20 protein-coding genes and 1 pseudogene are annotated in these 16,573 nt (G+C 60.9%); 11 read left to right on the top strand and 10 right to left on the bottom strand.

What is annotated here, in order from left to right; all coding sequences use genetic code 11:
• Nucleotides 1-3: 3 nt before the first annotated feature.
• Entirely contained in the window at nt 4-1,374 is a 1,371-nt protein-coding gene (locus HUN39_RS17610) for an ATP-binding protein (protein ID WP_175095746.1), read from the top strand.
• 12 nt (nt 1,375-1,386) lie between these two features.
• Here the strand turns inward: HUN39_RS17610 and HUN39_RS17605 are convergent, their stop codons facing one another.
• The 4 genes from HUN39_RS17605 to HUN39_RS17590 all read right to left on the bottom strand — a co-directional run bounded on the left by HUN39_RS17605 (nt 1,387) and on the right by HUN39_RS17590 (nt 4,407).
• Nucleotides 1,387-2,061, bottom strand: a complete 675-nt coding sequence (locus tag HUN39_RS17605; RefSeq protein ID WP_175095745.1) for a TetR/AcrR family transcriptional regulator — start codon at nt 2,059-2,061, stop codon at nt 1,387-1,389.
• Between the two features lie 77 nt (nt 2,062-2,138).
• The gene (gene proC / locus HUN39_RS17600) at nt 2,139-2,957 is read right to left on the bottom strand and encodes a pyrroline-5-carboxylate reductase (RefSeq protein ID WP_175095744.1); all 819 of its coding nucleotides are present in this window, start codon (nt 2,955-2,957) and stop codon (nt 2,139-2,141) included.
• The gene (locus HUN39_RS17595) at nt 2,954-3,457 is read right to left on the bottom strand and encodes a type III secretion system chaperone family protein (protein WP_175095743.1); all 504 of its coding nucleotides are present in this window, start codon (nt 3,455-3,457) and stop codon (nt 2,954-2,956) included. Before HUN39_RS17595 ends, proC begins: the two co-directional genes overlap by 4 nt.
• Nucleotides 3,458-3,840: 383 nt before the next feature.
• The gene (locus HUN39_RS17590) at nt 3,841-4,407 is read right to left on the bottom strand and encodes a L,D-transpeptidase (protein ID WP_175095742.1); all 567 of its coding nucleotides are present in this window, start codon (nt 4,405-4,407) and stop codon (nt 3,841-3,843) included.
• A gap of 248 nt (nt 4,408-4,655) precedes the next feature.
• On the opposite strand from HUN39_RS17590, the gene HUN39_RS17585 reads away from it, so the two are divergent.
• Entirely contained in the window at nt 4,656-5,525 is an 870-nt protein-coding gene (locus tag HUN39_RS17585; protein WP_175095741.1) for a methyltransferase domain-containing protein, read from the top strand.
• Nucleotides 5,526-5,527: 2 nt separating this feature from the next.
• Here the strand turns inward: HUN39_RS17585 and HUN39_RS17580 are convergent, their stop codons facing one another.
• Complete coding sequence (locus HUN39_RS17580; protein WP_175095740.1) at nt 5,528-5,887, bottom strand: protease inhibitor I42 family protein; 360 nt, start codon at nt 5,885-5,887, stop codon at nt 5,528-5,530.
• Between the two features lie 69 nt (nt 5,888-5,956).
• Nucleotides 5,957-6,586, bottom strand: coding sequence for a methyltransferase family protein (locus tag HUN39_RS17575; protein WP_332310786.1), 630 nt, complete (start codon nt 6,584-6,586; stop codon nt 5,957-5,959).
• Nucleotides 6,587-7,049: 463 nt separating this feature from the next.
• On the opposite strand from HUN39_RS17575, the gene HUN39_RS17570 reads away from it, so the two are divergent.
• Both HUN39_RS17570 and HUN39_RS17565 read left to right on the top strand, forming a co-directional pair.
• Nucleotides 7,050-7,307: a type II toxin-antitoxin system Phd/YefM family antitoxin gene (locus HUN39_RS17570; RefSeq protein WP_175095739.1), complete on the top strand. Its 258-nt coding sequence runs from the start codon at nt 7,050-7,052 to the stop codon at nt 7,305-7,307.
• The gene (locus HUN39_RS17565) at nt 7,304-7,687 is read left to right on the top strand and encodes a type II toxin-antitoxin system VapC family toxin (RefSeq protein WP_175095738.1); all 384 of its coding nucleotides are present in this window, start codon (nt 7,304-7,306) and stop codon (nt 7,685-7,687) included. The genes HUN39_RS17570 and HUN39_RS17565 overlap by 4 nt, the downstream gene beginning before the upstream one ends.
• 281 nt (nt 7,688-7,968) lie before the next feature.
• Here the strand turns inward: HUN39_RS17565 and HUN39_RS17560 are convergent, their stop codons facing one another.
• A complete protein-coding gene (locus tag HUN39_RS17560) occupies nt 7,969-8,499 on the bottom strand; it encodes a GNAT family N-acetyltransferase (RefSeq protein WP_175095737.1) in 531 nt (176 codons plus the stop codon).
• 346 nt (nt 8,500-8,845) lie between these two features.
• The gene (locus HUN39_RS19355) at nt 8,846-9,433 is read right to left on the bottom strand and encodes an addiction module antidote protein (RefSeq protein WP_232366190.1); all 588 of its coding nucleotides are present in this window, start codon (nt 9,431-9,433) and stop codon (nt 8,846-8,848) included.
• A 288-nt stretch (nt 9,434-9,721) separates the two neighbouring features.
• Here HUN39_RS19355 and HUN39_RS17550 point away from each other — a divergent pair.
• The 5 genes and pseudogenes from HUN39_RS17550 to HUN39_RS17530 all read left to right on the top strand — a co-directional run.
• A pseudogene (locus HUN39_RS17550) lies at nt 9,722-9,907 on the top strand (VirB8/TrbF family protein); the annotation flags it as partial.
• Complete coding sequence (gene trbG, locus HUN39_RS17545; RefSeq protein WP_175095736.1) at nt 9,907-10,899, top strand: P-type conjugative transfer protein TrbG; 993 nt, start codon at nt 9,907-9,909, stop codon at nt 10,897-10,899. The pseudogene HUN39_RS17550 and the gene trbG, both read left to right, overlap by 1 nt.
• Complete coding sequence (locus HUN39_RS17540; RefSeq protein ID WP_175095735.1) at nt 10,896-12,110, top strand: TrbI/VirB10 family protein; 1,215 nt, start codon at nt 10,896-10,898, stop codon at nt 12,108-12,110. The genes trbG and HUN39_RS17540 overlap by 4 nt, the downstream gene beginning before the upstream one ends.
• Nucleotides 12,107-12,382 (top strand): DUF2274 domain-containing protein, encoded by a 276-nt coding sequence (locus HUN39_RS17535; RefSeq protein ID WP_175095734.1) that lies wholly within the window; start codon nt 12,107-12,109, stop codon nt 12,380-12,382. Before HUN39_RS17540 ends, HUN39_RS17535 begins: the two co-directional genes overlap by 4 nt.
• A 272-nt stretch (nt 12,383-12,654) precedes the next feature.
• Nucleotides 12,655-12,990: a hypothetical protein gene (locus HUN39_RS17530; RefSeq protein WP_175095733.1), complete on the top strand. Its 336-nt coding sequence runs from the start codon at nt 12,655-12,657 to the stop codon at nt 12,988-12,990.
• A 221-nt stretch (nt 12,991-13,211) separates the two neighbouring features.
• On the opposite strand, the gene HUN39_RS17525 is transcribed toward HUN39_RS17530, so the two are convergent.
• The gene (locus HUN39_RS17525; protein WP_175095732.1) at nt 13,212-13,673 is read right to left on the bottom strand and encodes an ABC transporter permease; all 462 of its coding nucleotides are present in this window, start codon (nt 13,671-13,673) and stop codon (nt 13,212-13,214) included.
• Between the two features lie 343 nt (nt 13,674-14,016).
• On the opposite strand from HUN39_RS17525, the gene HUN39_RS17520 reads away from it, so the two are divergent.
• Together HUN39_RS17520 and HUN39_RS17515 are read left to right on the top strand one after the other, a co-directional pair.
• Complete coding sequence (locus HUN39_RS17520) at nt 14,017-14,523, top strand: helix-turn-helix domain-containing protein (protein WP_175095731.1); 507 nt, start codon at nt 14,017-14,019, stop codon at nt 14,521-14,523.
• 842 nt (nt 14,524-15,365) lie between these two features.
• Nucleotides 15,366-15,560 (top strand): hypothetical protein, encoded by a 195-nt coding sequence (locus tag HUN39_RS17515; protein WP_175095730.1) that lies wholly within the window; start codon nt 15,366-15,368, stop codon nt 15,558-15,560.
• A gap of 383 nt (nt 15,561-15,943) precedes the next feature.
• Here the strand turns inward: HUN39_RS17515 and HUN39_RS17510 are convergent, their stop codons facing one another.
• Nucleotides 15,944-16,102, bottom strand: coding sequence for a hypothetical protein (locus tag HUN39_RS17510; protein WP_175095729.1), 159 nt, complete (start codon nt 16,100-16,102; stop codon nt 15,944-15,946).
• Between the last annotated feature and the right edge of the window lie 471 nt (nt 16,103-16,573).

Below are 16,573 nucleotides of genomic sequence, written 5' to 3'. Positions count from 1 at the left end.
ACGATGACCGCCGTCTTACCGGAAGTTCTCGCCGCGCCCCGCAATCTGTGGCGGCGCTTCGCCAACTGGCTGCATGACCGCATGCCGAAAGGGCTTTACGCCCGCGCGCTGCTGATCGTGATCCTGCCGGTCGTGCTCCTCCAGTCCGCCGTGGCCTATGTCTTCATGGAGCGGCATTGGGAGGTCGTGACCTACCGTCTTTCCGCCGGGATGGCCCGGCAAGTGGCGGCGCTCGTCGATGTTTATCAGACGTTCCCGGACGAGCCGGATCACGCGCAACTGCGCCGCATCGCCGCCTTCGATCTCAATATGGAGGTTGCGGTTCTCCCCAAGCAGGACTTGCCTGGGCCGGCGCCAAAGTCGTCCTTGTTCTCGCTGCTCGACAAGGCGCTCACGAAGGAGCTCTCGCGCCGACTTAAGGAGCCCTTCTGGATCAACACCGCGCTTCCGGGCAGCCTGATCGAAATCCGCGTCGCGCTCAACGACGCGACGTTGAGAATGCTCGCCACGCGCGCGCACGCATACGCCTCCAACTCCTATATTTTCTTCATGTGGATGGCGATCGCCTCAGTCATCATCCTCGCCATCGCCACTTCGTTCTTGCGCAATCAGATCAGGCCGATCCTGCGGCTGGCCCGCGCCGCCGAGGAGTTCGGCAAAGGCCGCAATGTCGCATTCAGTCCGCGCGGCGCGCGCGAGGTGCGTCAGGCGGGCGCCGCCTTTCTCGACATGAAAACCCGTTTCGAAAGGGCGATCGAGCAGCGCACGACGATGCTCAATGGCGTTTCGCACGATCTGCGAACCATCATCACGCGTTTCAAGCTTTCGCTCGCGCTGATGCGCGACTCGCATGAAGCCGCCGAAATGCGCAAGGATGTGGACGAGATGGAGCGCATGGTCGAGGCGTATCTCGCCTTTGCTCGCGGCGACGGCGACGAAACGTCTTCGCCCACCGATATCGCGGCCATCCTCGACGAACTGAAGGCGGACACCGAGAAGCGCGGTCTCGCGGCGTCCGTGAAGATTGAGGGCGATCCGACAATCGTCGCGCGACCGGCGGCGATCAAGCGGCTGCTCGCCAACCTCGTCGGCAATGCGCAGCGTTACGGCGCTCGGATCGAACTCTCAGTGATCAACGACGGCGCGATGATGACCGTGCATATCGACGACGACGGGCCCGGCATCCCCCTGGAGCGTCGCGAAGACGCTTTCCGGCCGTTCTACCGGCTCGACGAATCCCGCAGCCAGAACGACGGAAACTCGGGTCTGGGCCTCGCCATCGCACGCGATATCGCACGCGGCCATGGCGGGGACATCACGCTCGACCGCAGCCCGCTCGGCGGCCTGCGCGCGACGGCCAGTCTCCCGCTCTAGAGCGCTTCCCGATCACGCGCGCGCGTGGGGATAGCCGCTGTCGTCGTCGTGGTAATCGCGCCCACGTCGCGTCCGCCAGCCAAATAGGCTTTGCGCAAAGGAATAGAACGGCCGCGTCAGTCTTGCGAGATCCTCCGCCCGATCGACGTAGCGCTCGCCGCGCGTGAGTTCGCGATCGAGCGTCGACAGGGCGTCGTGAATATCGCCTGCGAACCAATCCTCGAGCACGCGGCTCCAGGCCAACGCCAACCCCTGCAGTTTGAGCGAGCCGACCGGGCCCTCGCTGTCGATGTCCGCCGCCTCCAGCATGAAGCGCATCGAGTTCACCGTTTCGCGGTTGAGCGCCGCGGCGGTGAGCGGATCGCGCGCCGCCCAGCGGCCGACGCTCGCCAGCGCCTCACGATGCGGTTCGAGCGAATCGAGCCGGCGACGCAAAACATCGTAGAGCCGCTCGCGCGCGGGTTCGTGCGAGGCTTCCTTGGGCGTCGCGTCGAGAACCTCCCGGTCGATGCGCCGAGAGAACGCCCCCATGATCGCGCCCTTAGATGGGAAAAGTTCGCGCAGATCGGCAAGCGAGATGCCGGCCTCATGGGCGATATCGGTGAGCGTCACGTCGCTGAACTCTCGCCACGTGGCGAGCCGAAGCGTCGCATCGATCACTCGGTCGCGGGAGCCGCCGCTGGTCATGTCTGTCTCCAGGTCCGAAGGAATTTTCTAGTCAGTATTCTATTGTCGCCGGGCCGCGGGACAAGGCGCGCGCCGTCTCAACCGGAAAGTTCCCCTGCCCGGCGCTTCGCCGCAGCTACGGCGCGGCGCATCAGCGCGGCGAGGCCGTCCGGCGCCTCAAGAACCTCAAGCGCCGCCGCCGTCGTGCCGCCTGGCGACGTCACGCGCCGGCGCAATTCGTCAGGGCCCGTCTCGGGTTGTCGGCGCATCAGTTCGCCGGCGCCTTCGACCGTCGCGCGCGCCAGCCGCGCCGCGAGGGCCGCCGGCAGACCGGCTTCGGCCCCGGCGGCGGCAAGGCATTCGGCGAAATAGAAGACATAAGCGGGACCCGATCCGGAAACCGCCGTCACCACGTCGATGAGCGCCTCGTCATCGACCCATTCGACGCCCCCGACGGCGCGAAGCAATGCGTCGGCGAGCCCGCGCTGAAGAGCGCTCGTCGCCGCGCTCGCGAAGGCCCCGGTGACGCCGCGCCCGATCGCCGCCGGCGTATTGGGCATTGCGCGCACCACAGCTTGCGTCGGCAGACGCGCGGCGACGTCCGCGGTGCGCTTGCCGGCGAGGATCGACACGACAACGGTATCGCGCGCCACGAAAGGAGCAGCCGCCGCGGAGCCCGACTCGATCGCCTGCGGCTTAACGGCGAGAACCACGGCGTCGCATGGCGCAGCCGCGCCGTTCAGCGCGTAACCCTGCGCGGCGCACAACTCCTGGAGCCGCTGGGAGGGCTGCGGCTCGACGATTGACGCTGCGCCCAGCAGATTCTGCGCGGCCCAGCCTTCGAGCAACGCCAGCCCCATGTTTCCGGCGCCGATCAGAGCGACCGACTTTCCGCGCAGGCCGCCCGCGTCGGTCACGCCTCGCCTTTCGTCTCGAAATTGGCGGTGGCGAGCGCTTCCCTGGCGTTCTTTCCGGCCCAGAGCACAAATTGAAAGGCTTGATAATGCCGCTCACACGCCTGAAGCGCGTTGTCGAGCAAGGCTGCGCATTGCGTCGCCGAGGGCTGCGCCCCTCCCGTCAGGATAAGGCCATGACGGTGCATCGCCACGCCCTCCTTCGGCCAGAAGTCGAAATGCCCGATCCACATCTGCTCGTTGATCGCATTGACCAGCGACATCAGTTCACCGCGCCTGCGCTCGGGCGCCTTGAGATCGAAAGCGCAACTGACGTGCAGCGTTTCGAGCTGCGGAAGCCAAGTAAAAGCGACGTGATATTCCGTCCAAGCTCCGGCGACGGAAATCGAAATCTCGTCTTCGTCGTCCCGATCGAAGGACCAGTCATTGGTGGACGCCAGTTGCTCCACAACATCCACCGGATGTTCAGCGCGTTCCGTTTCTTTTTCCGTTGCGATCAGCATGTGCCAACCTTTTTTTCAATGTCAGCATAACGCGGCGACTAAAAGACAGGCGACGATGCGTCGTGGAGCTTTGCGTGAGGGCGCCTCCTTTTCAAGCGATTGATTCAAAGTCGAATCATCTCTTGCAATCACTATACTCCACACAAGAACTAGGACGCCAAAAAAGCGATGGTCAGACCCTGTTGGAGGCAGAGACTGCGGGATTCGCATGGCTGCGTCCATGGCGCAGCTGCCCTCTTCCACAGCCACGCGCGCCAAAAAAAAGCTCTGGATAAAGGATGAAATCGCGCGGTGGACACGAGCCCCTCCCTGCGGAGAGAGCAAAAAAGCCTCGTCCGCACGGTTCGCGGGCGAGGCTGGCGTTTTTTGATGGATCGCCTGGGCTAGCGCGTCATCATGACCGGCGATCCGACGTCGACGCGATCGTAGAGGTCGGAAACGTCTTCGTTCAACATTCGGATGCAGCCGTAGGAGGCGGCCGTGCCGATTGACGCGCGCATCCTCTGGGTCGTGCCGTGAATCGCCACTTCGCCGCTGCTGAGCGTCAAAGCGCGCACGCCCATCGGGTTGCGCGGCGAGCCGCCACGAATGAAATTCGGCAGCTCCGGGTGATCGGCCTTCACCACCGCTGGCGGAACCCAGTCGGGATTGACATATTTTCCCTCGATGGAGGTCGCGCCCGACCATTCCTTGCCGCGCTTGGGAACGGCCACCGGATAGCTGATGGCGACTCCGGTGTCGACGACGTAGAAAAGCCTCCGCTGGCTGGCGCTGATCACGACGGTGCCGGGAGCGACGTGGGGAGAGAAAGAGACGATATTGCGCGCGTTCGCGTCCTGCGGAAGCGCGGCGACGCCAAGCCCGACGACTGTCGCCGTCAAAACTGCCTGAAGCGTTCCGGTTGACTTGACGGTGCGGGATCGACGCAAAAAAGCAAACAGTTTACGCATGACGCTACACCCTACGTGTTGAAGCCTCGACAGCGACTTCTCGAATGGCGGCAGTCTAACTTTCGCCACGATCTTGTCGAAACGTTTCGCGTTTTCAGGTTATGGCTTAACGTTAAGATAATATGGGATGTTCTATCGTCGCGACCGCTTCGCTTCAGATCGTCGCTTCAAGATTGCGCCATCCTTTCGTCGAAATTCATGCGCATTGCGCACTTGCAGGGTAACTGGCGCGGGCGCGGTAATAAGGCATGAGCGAGACAGCCGGACCGCCGAAGATTTTTGATCGCGCACTGCTGCGCTGGCGCTTGCGCCGCGCCCTGCCAAAAGGCGCGCCGGATTTCCTGATGACGCGCGCCGCCGACGATCTGCTCGATCGCCTGCTGACGGTGAAGCGCGAATTTCCGCGCGCGCTCGATCTCGGTTCGCCAAGCGAACATTTCGCGCAAGCCGTCGTGGCGAGCGGCCGTGCGCGGCCTTTGCGCGCGAGCGGCCATGCTGGCGACCTCATCATTGACGAAGAAGCGCCGCCCTTCGCGCCGGGCTCATTTGATTTGATCGTCTCCGGCATGTCGCTGCAGTGGGTCAACGATCTGCCCGGCGCGCTGGCGCAAGCGAGACGCATGCTTGCGCCTGACGGACTCTTCCTCGCCTGCCTCGCCGGCGGCGCCAGTCTTGTCGAGCTTCGCGCCGCCTTTGCGCAGGCCGAAGAAGAAATCACCGGCGGCGCAAGTCCTCGCGTGTCGCCTTTCGTCGACGTGCGCGACATGGGCGGGCTGCTGCAGCGCGCCGGCTTCGCTCTGCCGGTCGCCGACGTCGACAGCTTCACGCTGCGCTATGAGTCAATCTTCGGGCTGATGAAGGATCTGCGCGCGATGGGCGCCGCCAATATCCTCGTCAAACGCTCACGCAAACCCTTGCGGCGAGATGTCGTGGCGCGCGCGGCGCAAATTTACGCCGAGCGCTTCTGCGACGCCGACGGACGCGTTCGCGCGAGCTTCGAAATCGTCTGGGCGTCGGGCTGGGCGCCGCACGAGAGCCAGCAAAAGCCGGCGAAGCCCGGCTCCGCCAAGATGAGTCTCGAAGACGCGATGAAATCCCCGCGCGAGAGCGACGCCTGAACCTAAGGCGCGACCTCCACCTCGACGCTGCGGGTTTGAACCGGCGCTGGCTCCCATGGGCGCTGATAGGCGAAGACGATTTCGGCGCGTCCGGGTTTGAGCGCGCGGATTTTCCAATGGCGCATGCTGGGGCTGCCGATCATGCGCCGCCGACCGCCGCTGCGGCCGCCGTCCGATATCGCCAGGATGTCGAGATCACGGCTCGCGGCCTGATCGATGCGCCAGGAATAGCCGGTCGTGACATTCTCCTGCAACGTAAAGATCGCGCTGCCGCCCGGCGCGAGCTTTATGACGTCATCCGCCTGCGCGGGGAACGCGATGAAAACACTGAGCAGCAACAGGCGCGACAGCAGACGCTTCATGAGTTTACCTTTGCCGCGTTGGCGATTCCGTAGATGCAGCGGGCGCCGTCCGCTTCCAACACTCGCAAGCTAATATACGCCCGGAATAAGTCGCGCCGTATGCGCGCGATAGGCCTCATAGGCCGCGCCGAACTCGGAACTCAACAAGCGTTCCTCAGCGTTCATCCGCGCGACAAGCGGCGGAATATTCGCCAACGCCATAAGGACGCCCACCGCCGTGTTGAAGCCCAGTCCCCAGCCGAGCGCCGAGATCAGAAGGCCAAGATAGCTCGGATGTCTGATGCGGCTGTAGAGTCCCGTGGTGACGAGTTCGTGGCCCGGCTGAATGGCGACAAGGCCGCTGAAGCGGCGCCCGAGCACGGCGACCGGCCACAGCCGCAACGCCCCGCCCGCCGCGAGCAGAGCGACGCCGAGCCAGCGCACGGCGTCGCCGTCCAATCTCCACAGTCCCTCCCGATCGGCCCAGGCGGGCAGATAGGCGCCGAGAAGCCCGATGACGAAAAAAGCCGGGATGACCCACCGATTGCCGCGGTCCTCGCGCAGGCCGGAGCTGAGGTTGCCGCCGACGAAGAGCGACGCCACTCCAAGCGCGAGTGTGACGACGACAAGCGCCGTCCGCGCCGGATTGGCGAAGTAAGCGTCAACCCCGCCGACGCCGAGGATCGCCAGCGCCAGATAAAGGCCGATGGACAGCGCCACGGCCAGGGCGCGGACAGCGGATGCATGGAAATCATGGGTCCAACCTGTCGGTCCGTCCCCGAGCGATGCACGGGACCAGCGAAAGGATGCAACTTACTTGCGATGCTTCGAAGCCTGGCTGCGCGTGGCGAACCAGACTGATTTTACCTGGCCAGGGCATTTTCCGCATGTCACGCGACCCTTCGGGCTGACGTAAGCGCAAAGCCCGCGCGCGAGACACTCGTCCGTCGTGACGGGGCGTGCGCTCGCCGCAGACGAGAACATGCCGCCAATGCACGCGGCGATCGCGAGGATGAGGAGATTTCGCATAACGGACTCCTTTAAATATAGAGGATAAATATAGAGGATCGAACAGTCAGGCTATTTAGCGCCTTCCGCAATCTGTGGAAGCGCGACATTGACCCCCAGCAGCGGTTGGACTAATGGTCGAAATGGACCATTCATTGGTCCATATGAGGCGCCGATGAAGATTTCCGTGACCGAAGCCAAGGGGCAGCTTACCGAGCTTGTCCGACGCGCCGAAGCCGGGGAGGAAATCATCCTCACGCGGCATGGCCAGCCCGCCGCTCGTCTGGCGCCCGCCAAGGCCTCTTTAGACCGCAGAGCGCGTCGTAAGCTGCTTCAAGCAGTGCGCGCCTCTGGCGCGTCCAAGGCGACAGCAGGCGCTGACGCCGCCCGCAGCCACGACTTCCTTTATGACGCGGACGGTCTGCCGAAATGATCGCTGTGGACACATCTGCGTTGATGGCGATCATCCTCGATGAAGCCGAAGCCGAAGGATGCAGCAAAGTCCTGGAAGCCGAAAAGTCTGTGCTGATCTCGGCCGTAACCATGGCAGAAGCTCTCATTGTCGCGCAGCGGCGCAACGTCGGGGAGGAGATGTCGCGCCTGATCGATGGGCTCGGATTCGACGTTTTGAACGTCACGCCTGCATCCGCGCGCCGCGTCGCCGAGACCTATGCGAGATGGGGTAAGGGCGCGCACCCGGCGGGACTGAATTTTGGGGATTGCTTCGCCTATGAAGCCGCCAAGGAACATTCCTGTCCCTTGCTCTATGTTGGCGAGGATTTTGCGCGGACGGACGTGGCTGCCGCGCAATAGGCCTTAGTTAGCGTGTCGAAAAGCCAAGTGTTCGTCGCATTGCCGTTTAGTGGCGAAGAGCTAAAGGATGCGCGCTTGGTGGCGCTTCCTTGCGCGCCTCGATGGCCTTACCCAGGACCAAGCCTGCGCGCCGCTCAGAAACTATCACCCACAATTCCTTCAGTGGGGCAGGCCCTTTTGTATCCTGGGCTATCCCTGCGTACCCCACAATCCCCGGTCACTCCCACTCGATCGTACCCGGCGGCTCGTGATGTCGTAGGTCACGCGGTTGATGCCGAGCATCACGTCGCCCACTCTTTTCGCAGAATGGCGTACTGCATCGTGTTCTCGAATATCGGGACGCCTTCGTCATCCGTCACGAAGGATACGAACTCTCTGAACAGTCCCTCCCGCCTCATCGCCAATTTCTCACACAAGCGCTGCGAGGCGATGTTGTCTTCCTCCACATAAGCGTAGAGGCGCCGGGCTCGCTTCACCGAGAACAGATGTTCGAAGAGAGCCCGTGCGGCCTCGGAGGCGAACCCGGCGCCGCCAAAATCCGCGTTGAAATTCCACCCGACCGAATATGTGTCGGGAGGCTCATGTACGCAGAAAACGTCACCGATCAGCCTGCCGGAGCTTCGCAAACACACGGCAATATGCGCGTCGTCGCTGCTGCGCTTTGCCACTTCCGCTTCCGCAGCACCGAGATCTTCCAGTTTGAGAGACAAGAAACAACTCGACCTGGGTTGGTGCAGATACGCAAACAGATCGGCCGCATCACCCTGCCTGAAATTTCTCAAGATCAGTCGATCGGTTTCGACAACGTCCATTCGAATTCCCTGTCGGGCCTCATATGTCGATGTGTCGTTTCACTCCCACTCGATGGTTCTAAGAGATCATAACACGTTGATCTCACATCGGAATTTTTTCCGCGCAGGCAGAAGAGCCGTCTCACCGATCCGTCAAAAATTTGCGCTCTTGATTCCAAACAGGAATTTCGACGATCTGCGATTCGCTCGGTTTCAGCGACTATCGGCATCGATCGGTCGATTTCTTCGAGATGCGCGCGAAAATGATCTCGTCGAGTTCATCGAAAAAGACCGTCATTCTTAGCGTCGACGAGTTCGAATCGCCGATCTAAGCAGCTTCCCAAGCTGGAGAAGCATCTTTGCAATTTTACGTCTTTGCAGGAGCACGCAAAGCGGCGTTGGCGCCGACCTTAGCTTCGAGGCGAAGACCGATTGAAGAGAAGACCTTCAAAATGGTCGCGAATTCGGGATTTCCGCCAGCGTCGAGTGAACGATAGAGACTTTCTCGGGCAAGGCCCGTGTCGCGGGCAACCTGACTCATGCCTCGATCGCGGGCGATGCCGCCGAGCGTATCCATGATAGTGGCGGCGTCTCCGGATGCCAGCGCCTTATTGAGCATCGTTACCGCTTCATCGAAAGGCATCGCGTTCGGCTGGACAGGCGTTTGTGATGACGACTGACTAAGTGGATCAAGCAGGCTCGGTTGCGATTCGGTGTGATCGCCGACCCATTCTTCCGGTGTTGCACGCTCCTTCACGTCCATACGCAATTGAGCGCTGCATTGGGCGAGAAAGGCCTCCCATTGGTCGGACGACTTGATATTGAGAGCAGCCTTCTCAGGGACATTGAAGAGAACGGAGATCTTGCCGGCGCGCACGAGCCGCAGGGCGTTTAGTACCGTGCCAGGGCTCTTACCGTCCCAGATCATTAGTCCGAAATCCGCCTTGCGTGCCATTTCGCGGTCCTTGGCGGCGTAAAACTGAATGCCCTTCGAGCTCTTTGGGGCGTCCACATGGTGGATTTGCCATGAGCCAAGATTGTTTCGGGGTGTGTCGCCTGAGCAGAAGACAATGACCCTGTCATAGGCATCGTCTCGGGTGGGTCCGCAGCTCGGTGCGGGCGCAGTCGTTGGAACCGGTCTTACAGTTGGCGGCGCGGTTCTCGCCGGGGCTGGCGCCGCCCGTATCGCGGGCGGCTTGCTGACGGGACCAGTCGGAAAGAGCGAGACGCAGGCCGCCGCAATGCTGCCGCTTCCTTCCGTATTGCCTGGACCGAGCGACGCTATGAGAACGCCAGCCTCGCTTCGACCGAACGCTGGACCGCGATTCTCACCATCGTCGTTCAACCGCCGCGTGACGCCGAACGCCTGCGCAAAAATCCGCTCGGTCTTTTCATTCACGCCATCAACTGGTCGAAGGAGCTCGGATAATGACACCGTTCCGATTCGAAGGGTTCGTCGCCGCGCTACTCGCTTCGACCTCCCTTTCCGCCTGCATGAGCTTCAAGCCGCCCGAGATCGCCTATGACGATATTCCCGTCCCCGCGGTGATTGAGAGCGATCCGGAGAAGCCGGTCAAGATCGTCGAGATTCCGAAGATCCTGCCGCTGCCGGGGCAGCTTAAACCCTTGTCGAAGTTAAAGGAGACGCTGGAAGCTCCCGATCCCAAAGTCCGAGTGGCCCAGGCGAACGCCGCAGCGCGGGTGCAGCCCCGACGCGCCGGCTATATCAACGCTGTCCAAATCTATCCCTTCACCGAAGGCGCGCTCTATCAGGTCTATGCGTCGTCGGGAGAGATCACCGACATCGCGCTCCAGGAGGGCGAGCAGCTTGTCGGCTCTGGCCCCGTCGCCGCCGGCGACACTGTGCGCTGGATCATCGGCGATACGGAAAGCGGCGTTGGCGCATCAAGGAAGACTCACATCATGGTCAAACCGACGCGGCCTGACCTTATGACCAATCTCGTGATCAACACGGATCGGCGCACCTATCATCTGGAGCTCAGAGCAACGGAAAAGACCTATATGGCTTCCGTCTCTTGGCAATATCCCCACGACGAGTTCATTGCGCTTCGACGGCGCAACACTGCGGCCGAAGAAGTTATGCCGGTCGATACAGGCGTCGATATCGGGAGCCTCAATTTCCGCTACGCGATCGAGGGGGATGCCGCGCCCTGGCGCCCGCTGCGGGCCTTCGACGACGGCCGCAAGGTCTATATCGAATTCCCGCGCGGCATCTCCCAAGGCGAAATGCCGCCGCTTTTCGTCATCGGCGCTTCCGGCGACAGCCAGCTCGTCAATTATCGCGTGCGCGGCCATCACATGGTGATCGATAGGCTCTTCGCCGCCGCGGAGCCGCGCTTTGGATCGGACGACCAAAGGGTGGTCCGGATCGTGCGCAGCGACGGAAGACCAGCCATATGAACCCGCCGGAGCACGAAAAGAAGCTCGCTGAACAATTGCGGCTGCGGCCTGAACGGACGACCGTAACGCGGCTTTCGCGCCGCGTGCTGATTACGCTAGCCGGCGTCTCGTCGTCGCTCATTCTCGGTCTGACGCTCTGGGCGTTGCATGAGCGCTCAGGCACCAAGCCGCCGCCGGAACTTTATAACACTGACGCCAAAACCACTGCAGATGGGCTCGCGGCGCTGCCCCGCGACTATACGGGGCTTCCCAAAAACGTCCCGAAGCTCGGACCGCCTTTGCCAGGAGATCTCGGCCGACCGATCCTTGCTGCCCAAGGTCAATTGCCGCAGCCGGCGATCGATCCGGAAGAGCAGCGAATCGGTCAGGAGCGTGAAGCGGCCCGCACGGCAAAACTCTTCGCAGCGACAAATGCGCATGAGCGCGCCACTACCTCGACCCAAGTGTCTTACTCATCGAACGGCGAGTTCCAATTTCAAAGCGCGCCCTTCACCACGGAACCGGCGCCCATCGATCCTGGCGCGATCCAGAATATGCAGGATCGCAAACTTGCCTTCGTAAATGCGCCGGCCGACCGCAGAACCATGAGCTCCGACCGGCTCGAACAACCGGCTTCGCGTTACGTCCTGCAAGCAGGCGCTGTGATTCCGGCGGCGCTCATCACCGGCATTCGCTCTGATCTGCCGGGTCAGATCACCGCTCAGGCGACCGAAAGCATCTATGACAGCCCGACGGGAAAGTTTCTGCTGATCCCGCAAGGTTCGAAACTTATCGGTCTCTATGACTCGCAGATCGCCTTCGGCCAATCGCGGGTGCTGCTCGTCTGGAATCGTCTTATTCTTCCCAGCGGCAGTTCCATCGTTCTTGAGCGCCAGCCCGGAACTGATGCGTCCGGCTATTCTGGGCTTGAAGACGAAGTCGATCATCATTGGCTGCGTCTCGTGGGCGCAGCGGCGCTCTCCACCATTCTCGGCGTCGGCACGCAACTCGGAACGACGGGCGATGAAAACGCGCTCATTCAAGCGCTGCGCCGCGGAGGCGCGCAAAGCCTCAATCAAACCGGTCAACAAATCGTCGGCCGCAACCTCAATATGCAGCCGACGCTCACTATCCGACCGGGTTTTCCAGTGCGGGTGATCATCACGCGCGACCTGGTCCTCGCGCCATACAACGAACGCGCAACAATCGCCGCAAAGCGAGTCGATCCATGACCAAGTTGAAACTCGCCTCGATCCAAGACGACAAGCCGGTCAAGCTCACCGTCACGCTGCCGGCCGCGCTGCATCGAAATTTGGTCGCCTATGCGGAGATACTCGCAAAGGAAACGGGAAAGCCGGTCGAGCCGGCAAAACTCATTGCGCCGATGCTTGAGAAATTCATCGCGAGCGATCGAGGTTTTGCGAAATTGCGTGACGCTGCCAAAAAGCCAGTTGCGTCGTCGCTTTTGAAACCTTCGATAAGCTTTTCTTCGTCATCCGCCTAAGCAGGAACGGTTTAGAGGAGCTGAAATTACGTTACTTCTGACGACTGATCGTTTCGCCGTCGGCGAGACAGGAACGCGAGATGGGGAACAACCGCAATTATATCAAGGTAATACTCAGCGAAGGCGCGGGTGAGAGCATGTGATAGTCAATTAGGTGAGCGGCGAGCGGGGTGGGTTGTGAGGCGCCCCAAGGAAGCTGCCGAGCCACCATCGCCATAACCGGCCGGGCCATGCAAGCATGAACACAGGCGATTCGAAATCGGGGCGCAAAAATGAATGCCAATCGATCGAGTGAACCACGTTTCAACATCGTCATCTGGAAGGGCGCGAAGCAACTCGGAACGCTACGAGATCGCGACGCCAGCCGGGCGCGCAGCAATTTCGGCGGCGTTGTGGCGCGCTATAAAAATTCCACCGACAATTACCGGGTCGAACTTTACGACGGAGCGGACCTGATCGAGGCCTGGTCGAGCGAGGACGGACACAAGGCTCCCTTCGCAGAGACGCCTGTCCCCGCCGGCGGAAAAATTCATCGCGAGGGCGAGTGCGTGGGGCGAGTCATTTCGGTCCCCTGTCAGCTTGTGCCATCACGTTCGGCGAAAGCGTGAGCTAGCGTGAGAAAGTCAGGCCACGGATTTTCTAAGGAACAGCGCTGAGCTGAAGCCGTTCGACATCAAGGTGTTGAACAGCGCGAAGTGATTTCAAACGCTGGCGACGATTTGCATGGCATACCCGGCAAGTTCAACCGGCCGACTCGTCGCCCACGCAAAAAGAACGCCCCGCCGTTACATCCACGGTCGGGGGCGTTTCTTCGGCGGGACGCTCTAATTTACTCCGCCGCGATGCTCAATTTGACAGGAAGCTGAGTGCGGATCGCGTCCACGATTTTTTGCATGGCAACCTCGGCATCGTCCGCGCGGCGCGTCGATGCGGCCAATTCTGCCGTCTTGGTGGCAAGTTCCGATCGCAGGATCTCGAGATCTTTGTCCGACTGCTCGGCGGCAGCCATCATTTGCTCGACCTGAGCCTCAGCCAAGCGCAACATCTCTTCGGCGCGCTCGGCGCGCTCCAACTCTTCTTTCACCGCATTGCGCGCGCGAGTTATCGCTTGAGCGGACTCCCGTTCAAGCTCTCTGATCGCCGCCGCCGCTTCCGACACAAGGCCCAGTGCGGCCGTGGCGCCATCGCCGACCTGGGCAGGCAGATGCGTCGACTCAGGGGACGACGTGGTTGAATCTCCGCTCCTCGGGATGATTTCGTCCGTTACCAACTCAAGATCGAGCGAGTCCATTGACGCCTCCAGCCGTTGCACGAGGCCGCTTGGTTGCGCACCTTTCATACTCGTCGCATTCTGGCGAAGAATCTGGCCAAATATCGGCCTAAACAATGGAAGAGGCTGAGAAATGCGGCGCGATAAGTAAGAAACGCCCCGGTCGTACATCCGGGCTCGGGGCGTTCGTGCGACGGCGGATGGTGCTTAGAGCCGCCTACTGTTGCGAGCGTGCTCGACGACGAGCCCTGCGTGAAGTTGAGGAAAGGTGAAAAGCCTGGGAACGGAAGCGAGCCGTGGGCGGGTGGCGTCGCGACGGTGATGGGGCGAAGGCTGGGGGTTAGATTGAGGAGAGACAGGATCAATGACCCCCACACAATCTCGCACCGCTCGCAGCCTTTTAGGAATCACGCAAGAAGAATTGGCCGAAATGGCGGGCTTGCGCGTATCGATGATTGAAGATTTTGAGGGTGAGCGTCGAAAGCTTTCCGCTGGAGCGGTGGCGTCTATCCAAGTCGCTCTCGAAGCCGCCGGGGTAATTTTCATTGGTGGGCCTGGGGCTGAAACAGGACGCAGGCAAATGACGCGGATTATTGAACACCGCAGCGCCCTGCCGAACGGCCCCGTGGTGGAGGTCCATGTTCGCCGAGATGCGACTGCCGATCCCGCAGTGTTCGCCTACGTCAACGTCAATGTGTTTGGCCAGAACCCAGATCCCACCGCCTTCCCTGAGCGCCTGCCTCCCACCGACGCCTTCCTCCAAGCGCTCGCATATGCCGAACGCGCCGGTATCACGGTTGTGTGGGTTGACGATCCAGGCGGTCATTACCCTCCGAAAAAGCGCCCCGTCCGGGATGTAAGCCAACCATAGTAAACTTTCGTCGGCGTCGAGTTCATCGAAGAGAACGGCGATAAGCCGGGCGTGCGGCTGAGGAAGGGGCGCGGGAAACGATGAGACCGAGCAGGTGTGGGTCGTCATCGTTAACAACGATCCTAGTAAACGAGACGCAGAGTATGCTTTTGATTATCGATGGCCCACCACGACTTAAAGCGCCCTAAAAAACTCTGCTCCCAATAAGATAGGGCCTTCGACGGGTACGATTCCAGCTTCAACATTTTTAAGTTTTCACGGACCAACTTTTAGAGAGCGAATTATGAACCGGGCAGAGGGAACCTTCGAGCCATCCGCCAGTGTGTAAGTTTGGCTCCCGATAAAATCGCCATCAGAAATCGTTTTCGCACGAACCAACGTTAATACGACATCTACGGGAACGCTAACGTCACTCGCGCGGCACCACCACCCTTATCCCGGTTCCGGCGCGTTGCGTTGAATGACGGAATGCCGATGCTCGTCTGAGGTCCGCTTCTCGCGGTTGGCGTCGGCAAAGCGGACCATCCGCAGTTGGCCACAATGCGACGATTCAAGCAGCGTTCGGAATGGCGGCCCGATACAACGGCGCGATCCCGGAGCGATGGCGGCGGACCGCCGGCCAGGCGTAACGCTTCTGCGCGATCTCGGTCGCGCTTGCGCATCTTCGGCGACTGTGGCGCATCCCGGCAGAGGGTGATAGCAAATTCATATTTCTCAGTTGTCGACGCCGTGGAGCCATTAAACTCAAGTAGTTGCGTTGGTTTCGGTCGGCGAGTTTCTCGACAGCCGCCGCTGCTGGACAACGTTTAGGACAACATCGGCAAAATTTCGTGGGGAACGACATGGCGAACAAGACGCTGGCCGACTACGCGCAGGAAAAATTGAAAGAGGCGAGCAGGAATTTGGGTTTGGCGGCGATCGACTTTTCAATCCCCGACGAGCAGCTCATAGAAATGCGCGATACCGTCCGCCGGCAAGCCGCCGAGGCTCAGCTCCTACAAAAGAAAAAGGGACTTCTCGGCTTCTTGGGGCTCTAACGGCCTCGCAACGGCCTATCCCTGTCGCCCTGCCCCGCCCCCTCCCGCACTGCGCGATTTCCGGCGCAAGCGCGTAGCCCGGGCGCTTGGTTGATGAATGTAAGATCGAGAATTGCATGTTCGCCGTTCCCTCCGTTACACGTTCGACCGAGATAAACAGCTTGTCTGCGGACCGTTCGTCAAAAAGCTCCAGATCCCGACGTGCTTCAAGTTGGTTCGGACCCTTTTCCAGCGGCTGCCTTGTAACAGTGACGGCCATGATTTCGCTATTCGCCCCGCAACGACGTTCGCCTCGCGCTTTCCTTCCACCCTTTCTGACGTCCGAATTCATGACTTTCTTTGAAATAGACGCGCCACAAGCTCGACGAATGATCTCGATCTGGTCACGGCTCAGCATGTGACGGCCGCCGCCGTCCAGCGAACAATTTCGCCTCGTTCGCGACTACCGCAAAGCTGGACTGGTTTCGCCGGCGCGGCCGCTTCGCGATCGCGCTCTTGGGTTGCGCCGAGCCGAAGATGGAATCGTATTTCAGCGGCGTCATCTAACCCTCGACCCTCTAAAAAGAGGGAGGCCCCTATGCCTGGAACTGGCCCGCGCCGTGGGCTTCAATCATGTCGCGCTGGAAGTAGGCGATATCGAAGCAGCACTGTCATTTCTATGCACGGATATTCGAGTTCTAGCTTCGCTATCAATCGCATCCTCGTAGATTCTGCGACTTCAGTCGCTAGATTTGTACGCTATGCCACTTAAAAAATGGCTGTCGGGGAAGGTACGCCATGAAGTTTCTCGCTGGTTTCGTGACAGCGTTCATCGTCAGCGCGGTCGGCGCTTTTCTCGTCATCGTCAGCGGCGTTTACGACGTCGCCGCAACCGCGCCTCACACGCCATTGGGGCGCGCCATTTTAACTTGGACCATGCGTAATTCTGTGCGCGTCTGCGTAATCCACGCGATCGTGAGCACTGATTCCAGACGATCATGAGCGCTCAGTCCACGGGATCGTGAGCGCTCAGT

The organism is Methylocystis silviterrae (genome assembly GCF_013350005.1).
Classification (GTDB): Bacteria; Pseudomonadota; Alphaproteobacteria; order Rhizobiales; family Beijerinckiaceae; genus Methylocystis; species Methylocystis silviterrae.
Note: the sequence above shows the minus strand (reverse complement) of the source record. Positions and strands in the feature narration are given on the sequence as shown.